The sequence below is a fragment of the Pseudomonas sp. LBUM1670 genome, from assembly GCF_059695695.1.
Genome location: NZ_CP166783.1, coordinates 282,878 through 297,999 on the forward strand (window position 1 = coordinate 282,878; position 15,122 = coordinate 297,999).

General features: G+C 60.4%; 15 protein-coding genes. 4 read left to right on the forward strand and 11 right to left on the reverse strand.

What is annotated here, in order from left to right; all coding sequences use genetic code 11:
* Window positions 1-237: 237 nt before the first annotated feature.
* The 3 genes from ACA073_RS01360 to ACA073_RS01370 all read right to left on the reverse strand — a co-directional run bounded on the left by ACA073_RS01360 (window position 238) and on the right by ACA073_RS01370 (window position 4,404).
* Window positions 238-2,586 carry an FdhF/YdeP family oxidoreductase gene (locus ACA073_RS01360; protein WP_497401065.1) on the reverse strand — a complete coding sequence of 783 codons (2,349 nt, stop codon included), beginning with the start codon at window positions 2,584-2,586 and terminating at the stop codon, window positions 238-240.
* Window positions 2,583-3,422, reverse strand: coding sequence for a formate dehydrogenase accessory sulfurtransferase FdhD (fdhD, locus tag ACA073_RS01365; RefSeq protein ID WP_497401067.1), 840 nt, complete (start codon window positions 3,420-3,422; stop codon window positions 2,583-2,585). Before fdhD ends, ACA073_RS01360 begins: the two co-directional genes overlap by 4 nt.
* Window positions 3,423-3,516: 94 nt before the next feature.
* On the reverse strand, window positions 3,517-4,404 hold the full coding sequence (locus tag ACA073_RS01370) for a LysR family transcriptional regulator (protein WP_497401069.1): 888 nt from the start codon (window positions 4,402-4,404) through the stop codon (window positions 3,517-3,519).
* Window positions 4,405-4,540: 136 nt separating this feature from the next.
* Between ACA073_RS01370 and lysM the strand changes: the two genes are divergently transcribed.
* Window positions 4,541-4,981, forward strand: a complete 441-nt coding sequence (gene lysM, locus ACA073_RS01375; RefSeq protein ID WP_084318267.1) for a peptidoglycan-binding protein LysM — start codon at window positions 4,541-4,543, stop codon at window positions 4,979-4,981.
* Window positions 4,982-5,100: 119 nt separating this feature from the next.
* Here lysM and yrfG read toward each other — a convergent pair whose 3' ends face one another.
* On the reverse strand, window positions 5,101-5,763 hold the full coding sequence (gene yrfG, locus ACA073_RS01380; RefSeq protein WP_497401071.1) for a GMP/IMP nucleotidase: 663 nt from the start codon (window positions 5,761-5,763) through the stop codon (window positions 5,101-5,103).
* An 89-nt stretch (window positions 5,764-5,852) separates the two neighbouring features.
* Between yrfG and nudE the strand changes: the two genes are divergently transcribed.
* The 3 genes from nudE (at window position 5,853) to ACA073_RS01395 (ending at window position 7,888) form a co-directional block, all read left to right on the forward strand.
* Window positions 5,853-6,419: an ADP compounds hydrolase NudE gene (gene nudE, locus ACA073_RS01385; RefSeq protein WP_497401073.1), complete on the forward strand. Its 567-nt coding sequence runs from the start codon at window positions 5,853-5,855 to the stop codon at window positions 6,417-6,419.
* On the forward strand, window positions 6,416-7,243 hold the full coding sequence (gene cysQ, locus ACA073_RS01390; protein WP_497401075.1) for a 3'(2'),5'-bisphosphate nucleotidase CysQ: 828 nt from the start codon (window positions 6,416-6,418) through the stop codon (window positions 7,241-7,243). The genes nudE and cysQ overlap by 4 nt, the downstream gene beginning before the upstream one ends.
* Window positions 7,244-7,447: 204 nt before the next feature.
* Entirely contained in the window at window positions 7,448-7,888 is a 441-nt protein-coding gene (locus ACA073_RS01395) for a hypothetical protein (RefSeq protein ID WP_497401077.1), read from the forward strand.
* An 87-nt stretch (window positions 7,889-7,975) separates the two neighbouring features.
* Here the strand turns inward: ACA073_RS01395 and ACA073_RS01400 are convergent, their stop codons facing one another.
* The 7 genes from ACA073_RS01400 to rfbB are packed head-to-tail and all read right to left on the reverse strand — an operon-like array spanning window position 7,976 to window position 15,057.
* Window positions 7,976-8,431, reverse strand: coding sequence for a thioesterase domain-containing protein (locus ACA073_RS01400; protein WP_497401079.1), 456 nt, complete (start codon window positions 8,429-8,431; stop codon window positions 7,976-7,978).
* Between the two features lie 27 nt (window positions 8,432-8,458).
* Complete coding sequence (locus tag ACA073_RS01405; RefSeq protein ID WP_497401081.1) at window positions 8,459-9,853, reverse strand: sigma-54-dependent transcriptional regulator; 1,395 nt, start codon at window positions 9,851-9,853, stop codon at window positions 8,459-8,461.
* Window positions 9,850-11,658: a sensor histidine kinase gene (locus ACA073_RS01410; protein ID WP_497401083.1), complete on the reverse strand. Its 1,809-nt coding sequence runs from the start codon at window positions 11,656-11,658 to the stop codon at window positions 9,850-9,852. Before ACA073_RS01410 ends, ACA073_RS01405 begins: the two co-directional genes overlap by 4 nt.
* Before the next feature lie 36 nt (window positions 11,659-11,694).
* Window positions 11,695-12,564: a dTDP-4-dehydrorhamnose reductase gene (gene rfbD, locus ACA073_RS01415; protein WP_497401085.1), complete on the reverse strand. Its 870-nt coding sequence runs from the start codon at window positions 12,562-12,564 to the stop codon at window positions 11,695-11,697.
* Complete coding sequence (gene rfbC, locus ACA073_RS01420) at window positions 12,561-13,106, reverse strand: dTDP-4-dehydrorhamnose 3,5-epimerase (protein WP_497401087.1); 546 nt, start codon at window positions 13,104-13,106, stop codon at window positions 12,561-12,563. The genes rfbD and rfbC overlap by 4 nt, the downstream gene beginning before the upstream one ends.
* The gene (gene rfbA, locus ACA073_RS01425) at window positions 13,103-13,978 is read right to left on the reverse strand and encodes a glucose-1-phosphate thymidylyltransferase RfbA (protein ID WP_497401089.1); all 876 of its coding nucleotides are present in this window, start codon (window positions 13,976-13,978) and stop codon (window positions 13,103-13,105) included. The genes rfbC and rfbA overlap by 4 nt, the downstream gene beginning before the upstream one ends.
* Window positions 13,975-15,057 (reverse strand): dTDP-glucose 4,6-dehydratase, encoded by a 1,083-nt coding sequence (rfbB, locus tag ACA073_RS01430; RefSeq protein ID WP_497401091.1) that lies wholly within the window; start codon window positions 15,055-15,057, stop codon window positions 13,975-13,977. Before rfbB ends, rfbA begins: the two co-directional genes overlap by 4 nt.
* Between the last annotated feature and the right edge of the window lie 65 nt (window positions 15,058-15,122).

Genomic DNA, 15,122 nt, shown 5'->3' on the forward strand with positions numbered 1-15,122 from the left:
ACTTAAGTGTTTTTCGCCCGTCTTTAGCTACTTCGGAATGGCCGTTTTTGTGAAAAAACGGCCTTTTTTATGGGCGTTTGGAAAGTGCTGGATTCGGAAGATTTGTTGAATGCACCACCGCATTCGCGAGCAAGCCCGCTCCCACATTAGGATCTTCGGTGAACACAGATTTTGTGTTCGACCGAGATCCAATGTGGGAGCGGGCTTGCTCGCGAAGAGGCCAGACCTGCTGTCGCGTTAAGCCGACTTCGCCAAAATCAACCCGGTATCACTCGCCGATTCCAACCGAATCGCCACAAACTTCGACGTCGGCGTATGGCTGCCATCCCCCGTGCTCTCCAGCGGCACCAGCGGATTCACTTCCGGGTAATACGCGGCAGCCTGCCCCGCAGGAATATCAAACGCCAGCAGCGTGAAGCGCTTCACCCGACGCTCGCGGCCATCATCCCAGATCGAAACGATATCGGCCTTCTGCCCCGGCTTGAACCCCAGGCGAATGATGTCCGCTTCGTTCACAAACAACACATTCCGCTGACCTTTCACCCCGCGATAGCGGTCATCAAGCCCATAAATCGTGGTGTTGTACTGATCGTGGGAGCGCATCGACTGCATGATCAGGTCCGGCAACACGCCCGTGGCGCGCGTGCGCTCGTGCACCAGATCCTTGGGCAGGGCGTTCGGACGGAAATTGGCGCGCCCCGACGCAGTGTTCCAGCGACGAGCACCGGCACTGTTGCCGAGGTAGAAACCGCCCGGATTCTTGATCTTCTCGTTGAAGTCCTTGAAGCCCGGAATGGTGTCGGCGATCAGGTCGCGGATGCGCCCGTAATCGGCCACCAACCAGTTCCAGTCCACCGGTTTGCTGCCCAGGGTCGCGGCGGCGATACCGGCGATGATCGCAGGCTCGGAGCGCATCTGGTTCGACAGCGCGTGCAACTGGCCGTTGGAGGCGTGGACCATGCTGAACGAATCTTCCACGGTCACCGCTTGCGCGCCTTCGGTCTGGATATCGATGTCGGTGCGGCCCAGGCACGGCAGGATCAACGCGTCTTTGCCGTGGGCCAAATGGCTGCGGTTGAGCTTGGTGCTGATCTGCACCGTCAGGTCGCAGTTGCTCAGGGCCTGGAAGGTGCGCGTGCTGTCCGGCGTGGCTTGGGCGAAGTTACCGCCCAGAGCGATGAAGACTTTGGCACGACCGTCGGCCATGGCGTGAATCGCCTCAACCACGTTGTGACCGTTTTCGCGCGGCACCTTGAACTGGAAGCGACGTTCCAGGGCGTCGAGGAACGCCACTGGCGGACGTTCGTTGATGCCCATCGTGCGGTCGCCCTGCACGTTACTGTGGCCACGCACCGGGCACAGGCCGGCGCCCGGCCGACCGATGTTGCCGCGCAGCAGCATCAGGTTGGCGATTTCCTGGATGGTCGCCACCGAATGGCGATGCTGGGTGATACCCATTGCCCAGCACATGATCACGTTCTTGCCTTTGGCATACATGCGCGCGGCTTGCTCGATTTCCACGAGCGTCAGGCCGGATTGCTCAACGATCTGCTCCCACGGCGTATCGTCGACGGTGCCCAGGTACTCCAGAACGTTGACACTGTGTTCATTGAGGAAGTCGTGGTCGAACACGGCTGGCTCACCCGCCTTCTGCGCGTCGCGCTCCCATTGCAGCAGGAACTTCGCCATGCCGCGCAGCACCGCCATGTCGCCGCCCAATGCCGGGCGGAAGTACGCGGTGTTGGTCGGCTTGTCGCCGTTGGTGAGCATTTCGATCGGGTGTTGCGGGTGCTGGAAACGCTCAAGGCCACGTTCTTTGAGCGGGTTGATGCACACCACCTGCGCGCCACGTTTCACTGCTTCACGCAGCGGTTCGAGCATCCGTGGATGGTTGGTGCCGGGGTTCTGGCCCCAGACGAAAATCGCATCGGCGTGTTCGAAGTCGTCGAAGGTCACGGTGCCTTTACCGACGCCAACGCTCTGCGCCAACGCGACACCGCTGGCCTCGTGGCACATGTTCGAACAGTCGGGGAAATTATTGGTGCCATAGGCGCGCACGAACAATTGATAGAGGAAAGCCGCTTCGTTGCTGGCACGTCCGGAGGTGTAAAACTCGGCCTGATCCGGGCTCGACAAACCGCGCAGGTGTTTGGCGATCAGGGCAAAGGCGTCGTCCCAACTGATCGGTTGATAGCGATCGGTTTCGGCGTTGTAGCTCATCGGCTCGGTCAGGCGGCCTTGATATTCAAGCCAGTAGTCGCTCTGTTCCAGCAGCGAGGTGACGCTATGTTTGGCGAAGAATGCAGGGTCGACACGCCGCTTGGTCGCTTCCCAGTTCACCGCTTTGGCGCCGTTCTCGCAGAACATCACCATGCCCTTTTCCGGAGAGTCGCCCCAGGCGCAACCGGGGCAGTCGAAGCCGCCGTTCTGGTTGGTCTTGAGCATGATGCGCAGGTTTTTCAACGCGTTGTCGCTGGTCAACCAGGCCTGGGCGACGCTGATCAGCGCGCCCCAACCCCCGGCCGGGCCTTTGTAGGGCTTGTAGCGGGGGACGGGTTTCTGATCGGCTTGGCGGTGTTGACTCACGCTTGATTCTCCAACGCCGGGCTGTAGACCCGCGGCGCATTCTTCTGTGGCAGATGGATAAGGTTCAGGTTGTGACGACGGGCCCATTGCACGGCAAGAACCGTGGGGGACGACAGGCTGACGAGGGTCTGGATGCCGGCGCGCAACACTTTCTGGATTAATTCGAGGCTGCAACGGCTAGTGACAATCGCCAGGCCGCCGGTGGTCGGGATCTTTTGCCGGATCAGCCCACCAATCAGCTTGTCGAGGGCGTTGTGCCGGCCAATGTCTTCGCGGCCCAGCAGCAATTCGCCCTGACCGTTCATGAACACCGCCGCATGCACCGCGCCGCAGTGCTGGCCGAGCGGCTGGAACGCACCGATGCGTTGACGCAAGCCATCAAGCCATTCGGCGGGAGGCAACGGCGCACCGGGCAACACCTTGAGGTCCGGCAGGGCCTGCTCGACCGCTTCCACACCGCAGAGCCCGCAACCGCTGGTGCCGGCCAGTTGCCGACGCTGCTGCTTGAGGTTCCAGAAGGCGCGGTTGGCGATGGTCACTTGCGCGTACTGCGCCGACCCCGAGCCGCTCAGTTGCAGGTCGTAAATCTCGGCGGCGTCTTCGATGATGCCGCTGCCGAGGCTGAAACCGACGATGAAGTCTTCCAGGTCCGTCGGGGTCACCAGCATCACCGCCTGACTGATGCCGTTATAGGCAATCGCCAGCGCGACTTCCTCGGCCAGCGCGGTGCTGTCCGATTCGGAGTATTGGAGGTTGTTGTAGCGGTAGGTCTGGCTGGCAGCGGGCGCTGGCGTTTCGAGAGCAGGCGCCGCGCAGGCTGGGCGCTTGGCTTTCATCTGGCATCACCGACGGTTTAGTCAGCTTTAAGCCTAGGCGCGTCAAGATGTCGCGTCTAATCGCTAATACTGATCTGCCGATAGATGCCGTCGATCAAGAACCTGTCAGCGATTTCTGATAGATCGCGAAACAGGCTTCCGCCAACGCCGAGCGCGGTGCGCTGCGACGCATGATCAGCCCCAGTCGGCCGAGGGTCTGAGCGTTTTCGATCGGTTGCAGACGCAAATGATCAGTGAGGTTTTCCAGACCACCGTCCAGCGGCATCACGGCGCAACACAAACCACCATGCACCGCTTGTAACAGTTGATGCACGGCATCGGTTTGCAACAGCGGCTGCGGAGTAAGGCCGCGGCTGTGGAAATTGTGGTCGATGGACTGGCGAAAATGCATGCCGCTGGTGAGCATGCCCAGCGGCAGTTCGATCAGCGACTCCCAGCTCAGCGGCGCTTCACCGAACGTGAAGAAGCGCTGATCGTAGAGCAGGCCCATGCGGGTTTCGCTGAACGACAGGGAATCGAAACGTTCGGCATCCAGACGCTCCAGATACGACACACCGAGGTCAAGGCGATTGTTCGCCAGTTGTTCGAGGATCTGCTCGGAGCTCAACGCCGAAAGTTCGAAACGCAGGTTCGGGTGTTCGGCGTGCAAACGTTGCAGCAGGGGCAGCGGATCGAAACTCGACAACGGCACCACGCCCAGACGCAGCGTACCGACAAGGTTGCCGCGACAGGCAGCGGCCTCGGCCTGCAAACCGTCACAGGCCGCCAGCACGGTTCGCGCCCACGCCAGGACTCGTTCGCCCGGTGCGGTGAAGCCTTCGAAGCGCTGGCCACGGTTGACCAATGGCAACTCCAGCTCTTCTTCGAGGCTGCGCAGGCGCATGGACAGGGTCGGCTGGGTGATGTGACAACGCGCGGCGGCCTGGCCGAAATGCCGGGTTTCGTCGAGGGCGATGAGGAATTTCAGCTGCTTGATGTCCATCTTCGCTCCAGGGCGCGGGAAGGTCAGGATTCTAGCGCCTGGCGGTCAGCGGCGTCATTGGTCGGTTGGGAGCCGAGGGTGGCAACCTTGCGCTAGGCTTTTGCGTCTGGAACTCGAAACCCAAGGAGAGTGCACCATGAGTATTTTTAGCTTTGTGAAAGAAGCAGGCGAAAAGCTTATCGACCTGCTGACGCCCGGCAACGCCAATGCCAGTGAGCAATTGAAGGAACACATCAGCAAGGTCGGCCTGGGAAATCCGAATGTGCAGGCGACGGTGGACGGTGACAAGGTCACGGTGACCGGTGAAGTGGCGAGCCAGGAAGAGAAGGAAAAGATCCTGCTGGCGGTGGGCAATATCGCCGGGGTCGGTAGCGTGGATGACCAGATTACGGTGACCGGGCCGGTGGTGAAGGCAGCAACCTTTGTCACGGTTGTGAAGGGCGACACCCTTAGCGCGATTTCCTTGCGCGTGTATGGCGATGCCAACAAGTATCAAAAGATCTTCGAGGCCAACAAGCCGATGCTCAAGGATGTGAACAAGATTTATCCGGGGCAGTCGTTGCGGATTCCTGAGTAACATTCAAGACCGTGTGATGGCCTTCGCGAGCAAGCCCGCTCACACATTAGACCGTGCTCTTATTGAAAGACTCGGTCTAATGTGGGAGCGGGCTTGCTCGCGAAGCAGGCGCCTCGGTCTCAAAGCCCTGCAATGAGTTCCCGATAATCCTCAACCGCCGCAAACTCCGCCGTATCCTTCGGCCCCTTGCGACTGTCCGGTTCACTCACCGCCAACAGATGCGCCACGCCAAAATCCCGCGCACTGCGCAGGATTGGCAACGTATCGTCGATAAACAGGCTGCGCGCCGGATTGAAGCCGATATCCGCCTGCAATGCTTCCCAAAACTGCGGATTCTCTTTGGGAAAGCCGTAATCGTGAGAGCTGATCAACCGCTCGAAGTACGGCGCCAGTTCAATTCTTTCCAGTTTCAGTGACAGCGAATCACGGTGCGCATTAGTGATCATCACCACCCGTTTGCCGGCCTTCTTGATCGCCTCCAGAAACGTATCCGCATCCGGGCGCAAAGCGATCAGGTGCGCGGTTTCCAGTTTCAGCTCGCGCACCGGCAGCTTCAGCTCGGCGCTCCAGAAATCCAGGCAATACCACTGCAACTGGCCGGCGTTGCGTTCGAACAGCGGCTGCAATTCCATCTCCGCCATGGCCCGGCTCACCCCGTGCAACTCGGCGTAACGCTGGGGCAGGTGTTCCAGCCAGAAATGGTTGTCGAAGTGCAGGTCCAGCAGCGTGCCGTCCATGTCCAGCAGAACGGTGTCGATGTCGCGCCACGGCAGCAGTGACATAAAAAACTTCTCCAACGGTAAAAAAATATCCGAGGTCAACAATCAGAATAGGCCGGGTATAGTAACGCGTTCACGCCAAGGAGCCTTTCATGCGCCAGAAACCCACCATCCTCGCCCGCGAGATTGTCGCCACCAGCCGCTTGTTCTGTGTCGAAGAGCTGAAATTGCGCTTTTCCAATGGCGTGGAGCGCACTTATGAGCGACTGGTCGGCAAGGGCGCCGGGTATGGCGCGGTGATGATCGTGGCGATGCTCGATTCGGACCACGCGGTGCTGGTCGAGGAATATTGCGGCGGCACTGATGAATATGAACTGTCGCTCCCCAAAGGCTTGATCGAGCCGGGTGAAGATGTGCTGGCGGCGGCGGAGCGCGAGCTCAAGGAAGAAGCCGGGTATGGCGCGCGACAGCTGGAGCACCTGACCGAGTTGTCCTTGTCGCCCGGTTACATGAGCCAGAAGATTCAGATAGTGCTGGCCACCGACTTGTACGAAGAAAGGCTTGAAGGCGACGAGCCCGAGCCGATGGGCGTGGACAAGATCAATCTGCGAGAGCTGTCGGCCCTGGCCCAGAACCCGAAATTCACTGAGGGGCGTGCCTTGGCGGCGTTGTACCTGGCCCGTGATCTGCTGACTCAGCGTGGGGTGTTCCTGCCATGAATTTTCCGCACCCATTGATGGCACCGGTGGTTGAACTGGCGTTGAAGGCTGGCGACGCGATCCTGCCGTTCTGGCGCACCGGCACTGAGGTGACCGCCAAGGCTGACGATTCACCGGTCACCGCAGCTGACCTCGCCGCTCATCATCTGATTCTGGCCGGGCTGACCGCGCTGGACCCGAGCATTCCGGTGTTGTCCGAGGAAGACGCCAACATCCCCCAGAGCGTGCGTGCCGGCTGGCAGCGTTGGTGGCTGGTCGATCCGCTGGACGGCACCAAGGAGTTCATCTCCGGCAGCGAAGAGTTCACCGTCAACATTGCGTTGATCGAACAGGGGCGAGTGGTGTTTGGCGTGGTGTCGATGCCGACCAATGGACGCTTCTATGTGGGTGGCGCCGGCTTGGGCGCGTGGCGTGGTGATAAAGACGTCGAGCCGTCGCCGATTCAGGTTCGCACCGTGCCCGCCCCGGGCGAGGCTTTCACGGTCGTCGCCAGCCGTCGGCATTCGAGTCCCGAGCAAGAACGCTTGCTGGCCGGGTTGAGCGACAGCCTCGGTGAGCTGCAACTGGCCAATATCGGCAGTTCGCTGAAATTTTGCCTGCTGGCGGAAGGGGCGGCGGATTGTTATCCGCGTCTGGCGCCCACTTCGCAGTGGGATACGGCGGCGGCTCAGGGTGTGCTGGAAGGTGCGGGTGGCGAGGTCTTGGATTTGAGCGGAGCGCCGTTCAGCTATCCGGCGCGGGAATCTTTGCTGAACAATTATTTTGTGGCGCTGCCAGCAGGCGTGTCCTGGCGCGCGAAGTTATTGTCACTAAGTTCAGTTTGAGTCAGTGTAAGTTAACCACTGTCTGCTTATACACTGTCATGTTTGACAGGTTTCAAGCGGCTGATCGGGTGCTAGTATTTCATCACTAATCCGGGAGGGTTAGTTAAACGGTTAGGTGGGTTAGCCATTTATTGGTCGGGGATCTTTGTTGTGCTGAGTTTATATCTGGCGAGCGTATAAATTGGTCAGGCAAGGAGCTTTTAAATGAACTCGAAGAATGCACTATTGTTTGTAGGTCTTTCCTTTTGTACTGGGATGGCGTTCGCTGGAAATGTGACTGTTAATCCCCCTCCGCTTGGATTGGAATTGCGCTCCAATGGCTGGACGTTAAAACCCGGCGACCCGGCTAAGGTGCTGACCTCAACTGAACGGGATATTTACGTCAATATCACTCCAGTGGCCGGTCAAACCATCATAGGTATGGAGTCGATTACTCATTCGCCGCAGCCCACCGGGGCATTGAGTAATCAAACAAGTTGCAGGGTCAACCAGGACGAGGGTTTTGCCGTAACGATTGAACTTGTTGGTGTTAACACGGTGACTTGTAAGGCAGGAGACTACAAGTTGAATCAGCAAAAAGCTGTCGCTGGGGTTAAGTCTGCAGATGTGGTCGTTACATACAGCAAGATACCGCCTGCGGACTAATTTTTAAACTTGACGGAGTCGTCCTGGCATCTAATATTTCTCGACGGCTCCTAAAGTCATGTTTGCCTGGAATACAGTCATTCCACTTCAACGATGCAACACATACTGACCAACAAACGTCACCGCATCCTCTTCACTCCCCACATTCACAATCCGCGAATGCAGCGTCAACCTTGCCCTTCCATAGCGCTGATACATCGCCACAAACTTCTTCCACACCGCCGCACTCGGCGCCTGGCAAATCGCCGTCGCATCCATGGTCACCGGGAGCGGATAGCTGATCTGCCCCTCGTGAATCACGATATGCCCGTCTTCAATGCCTTCTTCACGCAGACGCAAATGCAGCCAGCCCCAACCCGCCAGCACCGCGCCGCAATACAGGCTGCCGCCGAACATGGTGCTCTTGTGGTTGACGTTGGCCTCCAGCGGCAAGTGCAGGCGCAGTTGCTGGTCGTGCCAGTCGAGCACTTTGACACCCATGGCCTGCGTCAGGGGAATGTCGCGATGGAGGACTGATTCCAGGTGACGACTGTCGCGGTTCATGCTGGGCCTCTTGTTTGAAGTGAGGACTCAATCGAGTTCGTCAGTGTGGCTGCTGGCGCCGCTGTCGGCGAAGTTCAGCCCGTGCTTGCGCAGTTTGTCGTGCAAGGTCTTGCGTGGAATGCCGAGGGCTTCAGCGAGGCTGCGCACCGAGCTGTGAGAGCGCGCCAGTTCGGCGGCAATCAGCGACTTCTCAAAGTGTTCCACCTGCTCGCTCAACCCGCCGCTGACCACTTCAACCATTGTGCTCGCCCCACTCTCCGGCGCGCTATTGTCCAGCGCCAGTTCCAGGCCCAGGGCAAAACGTTCGGCGACGTTCTGCAATTCCCGCACGTTGCCCGGCCAGGTGTGACGCAGCAGCAAGGCCCGTTGCCCCGGTTGCAGTTCGTGGGGCGGCAAGCCATGGCGAGCACTGGCTTCATCGGCGAAATGCTGGAATAGCATCAGCGCATCTTCACCCCGTTCGCGCAGCGGCGGAATGCGCAGCGGCGCCACGTTGAGACGGTAATACAAGTCGGCGCGGAAGCGCCCCTGATCGGCGGACTGGCGCAGGTCTTCCTTGGTCGCGGCGATGATGCGGATGTCCAGCGGGATCAGCTGATTGCCGCCCAGGCGCTCGACCACCCGCTCTTGCAGCAAACGCAGCAACTTCACCTGCACGTCCAGGCTCATGCTTTCGATTTCATCGAGGAAGACCGTGCCGCCGCTGGCGAATTCGAACTTGCCGATGCGACGCTTTTGCGCGCCGGTAAAGGCGCCGGGCTCGTGACCGAACAGCTCGCTTTCGACCACCGACTCGGCCAGCGCCCCGGCGTTGATCGCCACGAACGGTCCATTACGACGGCTCGACAAATCGTGCAGCGCCCGGGCCACGACCTCTTTACCGGCACCGGTTTCGCCGAGGATCAGCACGTCGGCCTTGGTCGCCGCCAGTGCGCCGATCTGCTCGCGCAGGCGCAGCATCGGCGCCGATTGTCCGACGAGTCTTGTGCTCAGCTCATTGCGATCGCTCAGGGCCAGCCGCAGGCTGCGGTTATCCAGCACCAGCCGGCGCAAGGCCAATGCCCGGCGCACGCTGTCGAGCAGGGCGTCGCTGGCGAAGGGTTTTTCCAGAAAGTCATAAGCGCCGATGCGCATCGCTTGCACCGCCAGCGGCACGTCGCCGTGACCGGTGATCAGTAGCACCGGCAGCTCCGGGTCTTGCGCGTGGAGTTCAGTCAACAACTCAAGACCGTCCATGCCCGGCATGCGAATGTCGCTGACCACCACCCCGGGCCAGTCGCGCTCCAGTTGCCCGGCCACGCCCTTGGCTTCGGCGAGCGGCAGGATTTTCAGGCCCGCCAGGTCCAGCGTCTGGCTCAGGGCCTGACGCAGATGGGGATCGTCGTCGATCAGCACGACCTGGATGCGGTTGTCGATGGTCATGCACTTCGGTCCTCGGACGGTTGCAGGCTCACGCCCGGTGCGCCTGCGCGCAGTTTCAGGGTAATCAGGGCGCCGCCTTCCTTGTGGTTGGCGAACGACAGTTCCCCCCCGAAAGCGCGCATTAGCGTCTCGCAAATCGCCAACCCCAGACCCAGCCCCTGCGTGCGGGTCTTGGTGGTGTAGAAGGGCTCGCTGGCGCGGCCAAGGGCTTCCATGCAAAAGCCCGGGCCGTTGTCGCGAATGTACAGATTGACGCCATCGGCCGTGGATTGGGCACTCAACCAGAGTTTACGCGGCGGACCTTTTTCCGTCAGCGCGTCCAGCGCGTTGGCCAGCAGGTTGCCGAGCACCTGGCGCAAACGGGTTTCCCCGGCCTCGACCCACAACGTGGCGGCCGGCAAGTCGCGGATCAGCTCGACTTCCATGCTCCGTCGACGCTTGGCCAGCAGCGCCAGCGCGTCATCGAGTGCCGGTTGCAGCGCGACGCTTTCCGGCGCGTGGCGATCACGCCGGGCAAAGGCACGCAGGTGCGCAATGATCGAGGCCATGCGCCCGGTCAGTTCGCTGATCAGCTTGAGGTTGCCGCGCGCATCGTCGGTGCGCTGATGATCGAGCAGCACTTCGGCGTTTTCCGCGTAGCTGCGGATCGCCGCCAGCGGCTGATTGAGTTCGTGGCTGATGCTCGCCGACATGGTCCCGAGCGCCGAGAGTTTGCCGGCCTGCACCAGGTCATCCTGGGCGCGCACCAGTTCCTGCTGCGCGTGTTCGCGTTCCAGCACTTCCTGTTTCAGTCGGCGGTTGAGGCCTTCCAGATCGCTGGTGCGCGCGGCCACGCGGCCTTCCAGTTCCCGACGGGCCTTGGCTTCGAAGGCGATCCGATCCAGGTAATGACGGCGGCGCTGCATCATCAGCCCGAGCAACAACATCAACACCAGCAGCGTCGCGCCGCCGATGGCAACCACCGTGCGCACCGGGCGGTCGATCAGGGTGCGCGGCGCAAGGATGCTGACGCTCCAGCCGGTTTCATCGATCTGCCGGGTCTGGGTCAACCACGCGTCCGGATCGAGGTTCAACGGCTTGGGTTCGCGGGTCGGGTAGGGCTGAATCGCGGTGATTGCTTCACGCTCGGCGTCGCTCAACGGACGGGTCGCGCGAAACCGCCATTCTGGCCGCGAGGTGAGAATGACCACGCCGTTGTGGTCGGTCACCAGCAGTTGTTCCGGGGTTTTACCCCAGAGGCTTTCGGTATGGTCCAGGTCAACTTTGACGACCAGCACGCCGATGATTTTTTCGCGATCACGGACCGCTGCCGCGAAGAAATACCCGCGCTTGGCCGATGTGGTGCCCAGGCCGAAGAAGCGCCCCAGACGCCCGGCCATGGCTTCACTGAAATACGGCCGAAAGGCAAAATTGCGTCCGACGAAACTGTCGTGCTTGTCCCAGTTGGAGGCGGCGAGCGTCTTGCCCGTGGTGTCCATCAGGTACATGACTTCGGCGCCGGTCTGGGCGCTGATGTTCTTCAGCAGCCGGTTGGCGTTGCCTTGCGTTACGCCGTCGTCCGGTGCAGACAGGTCCGCGCGCAGGGCCGGCAGGTCGCCAAGGATCTGCGGCAACACTTCATAGCGATGCAGCGTGCCCAGCAGGTTGGCGACGTACAGGTCGAGGGTCTGACGGTTCTGCCCGGCCAGTTCGCTGCGGTAATAGCGCTCGGCCAGATGCTCCAGCGGCCACAGCAATGGCGCCAGGCACAGCGCGAGCAGGGCCAGGCTGCGCCAGCGGGGTCGGCGGGGGAGGGTCGAGTTCATGAGCATCAGGCGCCTGTGGGTACAGGCGCATTATGCCTAGGCTTGTCCGGCAAGACACTCGCGTAGCGCGGTTTGCCAGTCCGGCTGACGGACGCCCCATTCGCGCTGCAGGCGACTGCAATCCAGTCGTGAGTTCAGCGGTCGGGTGGCGGGTGTCGGGTAGTCGCTGGTGGTAATCGGCAGCAGGTTTGCGCAAGGCTTTCCCTGTTCCCGCAGCGCTTCGCCGATGGCCTGGGCGAAACCGAACCACGAGGTTTCACCCTGCGCGGTCAGGTGATAGGTGCCCCAGGCGCCAGTCTCGCCGGCCTGCCAGCGTTCGATCAGGGCGAGGGTGCTGTTGGCGATCGTGCCGGCCCAGGTGGGCGCGCCGAACTGGTCGGCGACGATGCGCAGCTCCGGTTTTTCTTGCAGCAGACGTTGCATGGTCAGCAGGAAATTGTGGCCATGGACCGAGTAAACCCAACTGGTCCGCAAAATCAGATGCTTGCCCTGTACCGCCGTGATTGCTTGTTCGCCGGCCAGTTTGCTCTGGCCGTAGACGCCCAGCGGGTGAGGCGCGTCGGCTTCGTTGTAAGGCACCGTTTTGCTGCCGTCGAACACGTAATCGGTGGAGTAGTGGATCAGCGGAATGCCAAGCGCCGAGGCTTCTTCGGCGAAAATGCCCGGGGCCTCCGCGTTGACGGCGAAGGCTGCTGCCGCATCGCCTTCAGCCTTGTCGACCGCGGTATAAGCCGCGGCGTTGATGATCAGATCGGGACGAACGCGCCGGACTTGCTGACGAATCTGCTCCGGTTGAGTCAGGTCGAGCTGATCGCGACCTGGAACCACCAACTCGCCGAGAACACCCAGGCGCTTCTGCAACTCACTTGAAACCTGTCCATGCTGACCGCTGATAAGAATTCTCATGGAAACAGATCAATCTCTTGCAAGGTTTTACCAAGTTGGTCTTTGGCCGAAAGCCGGGGGGCTGCATCCAGTTGCCAATCGATGGCGAGCGTCGGATCGTCCCAACGGATGCAACGTTCGGCGGAGGGGTTGTAATAGTCTGTGGTCTTGTAGAGGAACTCTGCGACGTCACTCAACACCACAAATCCATGGGCGAAGCCTTCCGGCACCCAAAGTTGACGGCGGTTTTCCGCGGACAAACGCACCGCCACCCACTGACCAAAATGCGGCGAGCTGCGACGAACATCCACCGCGACATCCAGCACCTCACCGACCGTCACCCGCACCAGTTTTCCCTGGGTGTTTTCCAGTTGGTAGTGCAGTCCGCGCAACACGCCTTTCTGGGAGCGGGAATGGTTGTCCTGAACGAACTGCCTGTTCAGGCCGGTCGCCTCTTCGAATGCCTTGGCATTGAAGCTTTCGTAGAAAAAGCCGCGCTCGTCGCCGAAGACCTTGGGCTCAAGGATCAACACTTCAGGCAGCGCGGTTTCAATCACATTCATTGTCCACCCTCAGCCAGTTTGTACAGGTACTGACCATAACCGGTCTTGCCAAAATACTTGGCGCGCTCGAGCAAATGGTCGCGGTCGATCCAGCCTTTTTCGTAAGCGATTTCTTCGAGGCAGGCCACTTTCAGCCCTTGGCGATGCTCGATGGTCTGCACGTACTGGGACGCTTCAAGCAGGCTGTCGTGAGTGCCGGTATCCAGCCAGGCGAAACCGCGACCGAAGCGTTCGACCTGCAGATCGCCACGCTTGAGGTAGGCATTGTTGACGTCGGTGATCTCCAGCTCACCGCGAGGCGAGGGCTTCACGGCCTTGGCGATCTTGATCACGTCGTTGTCGTAGAAGTAGAGCCCGGTCACTGCGTAGCTGGATTTCGGTACTTTCGGCTTTTCTTCGATCGACAGGGCGCGGCCTTCGTCGTCGAAATCGATCACGCCGAAGCGCTCCGGGTCTTTGACCCAGTACCCGAACACGGTGGCGCCAGACGAGCGATCAACGGCGTTATTCAACTGTTCGCTAAAGCGCTGACCATGGAAGATGTTGTCGCCGAGGATCAGGCACACCGGATCCTTGCCAATGAACTCTTCACCAATCAGAAAGGCTTGGGCCAGGCCATCGGGTGAAGGCTGTTCAGCGTAGCTGAAATGCACGCCGAACTGACTGCCGTCACCCAGCAGGTTGCGGTACTGCGGCAGGTCCTGCGGGGTGGAGATCACCAGGATTTCCTTGATGCCGGCCAGCATCAGGACCGAGATCGGGTAGTAGATCATCGGTTTGTCGTAGATCGGCAACAGCTGTTTGGACACGCCCAGCGTGATCGGGTGCAGACGCGTGCCCGAACCACCGGCCAGAACAATTCCTTTCATCATGCGATCAACTCCTTGGTATTGATGGCGCCCAGTCGTTCACCCTGATAGCTGCCGTCCTGAACACGGCGGCACCACTCGAGGTTTTCCAGATACCACTGGACGGTTTTGCGCAGGCCGGTCTCGAAGGTTTCTTCGGGCTTCCAGCCGAGTTCGCGCTCAATTTTGCTGGCATCGATCGCGTAGCGCAGGTCATGGCCAGGACGGTCCTGGACGAAAGTAATCAGGTCGGCGAAATGCGCGACGCCATCAGGCTTGTTCGGCGCCAGCTCTTCAAGCAGCGCGCAGATGCCACGCACCACGTCGATATTCTTCTGCTCGTTGTGACCGCCGATGTTGTAGGTCTCGCCGACCACCCCTTCGGTGACCACTTTGAACAACGCCCGGGCGTGATCCTCGACAAACAGCCAATCGCGAACCTGCAGGCCGTTACCGTAAACAGGCAGCGGCTTGCCGGCCAGGGCGTTGAGAATCACCAGCGGGATCAGTTTTTCGGGGAAGTGAAACGGCCCGTAGTTGTTCGAGCAGTTGGTCAGCAATACCGGCAGGCCGTAAGTGCGCTGCCACGCGCGCACCAAGTGGTCGGAGGCTGCCTTACTGGCGGAATACGGCGAGCTGGGTGCGTACGGGGTCGTTTCCGTAAACAGATCATCGACGCCATGCAGGTCGCCGTAAACCTCGTCCGTGGAGATGTGGTGAAAGCGGAAAGCGCTTTTCTCCGGTTCGGCCAGGGTTTGCCAGTAGGCGCGGGTCGCCTCCAGCAGGCTGTAAGTGCCGACGATATTGGTTTGAATGAAATCCGACGGACCGTCGATGGAACGGTCGACGTGGGACTCCGCCGCCAGATGCATGATTGCATGAGGCTGGAAACGTGCCAGCACGGCGCTGACGGCGGCCTGATCAACGATATCGGCCTGCACGAATTCGTAGCGTGTGTCGTTGGCGATGCTGGTCAGCGATTCCAGATTGCCGGCGTAGGTCAGTTTGTCCAGATTGAGCACTTCGTGCCCGGTGTGCCGGATCAAGTGGCGAACCAGGGCAGAGCCAATGAACCCGGCACCGCCGGTAATGAGAATACGCATGTTGGCCAGCCTTTATCTGTAAGACGATTGAAGCAAATGAGCATAGCTTGTCGGCAGGAGAGGGG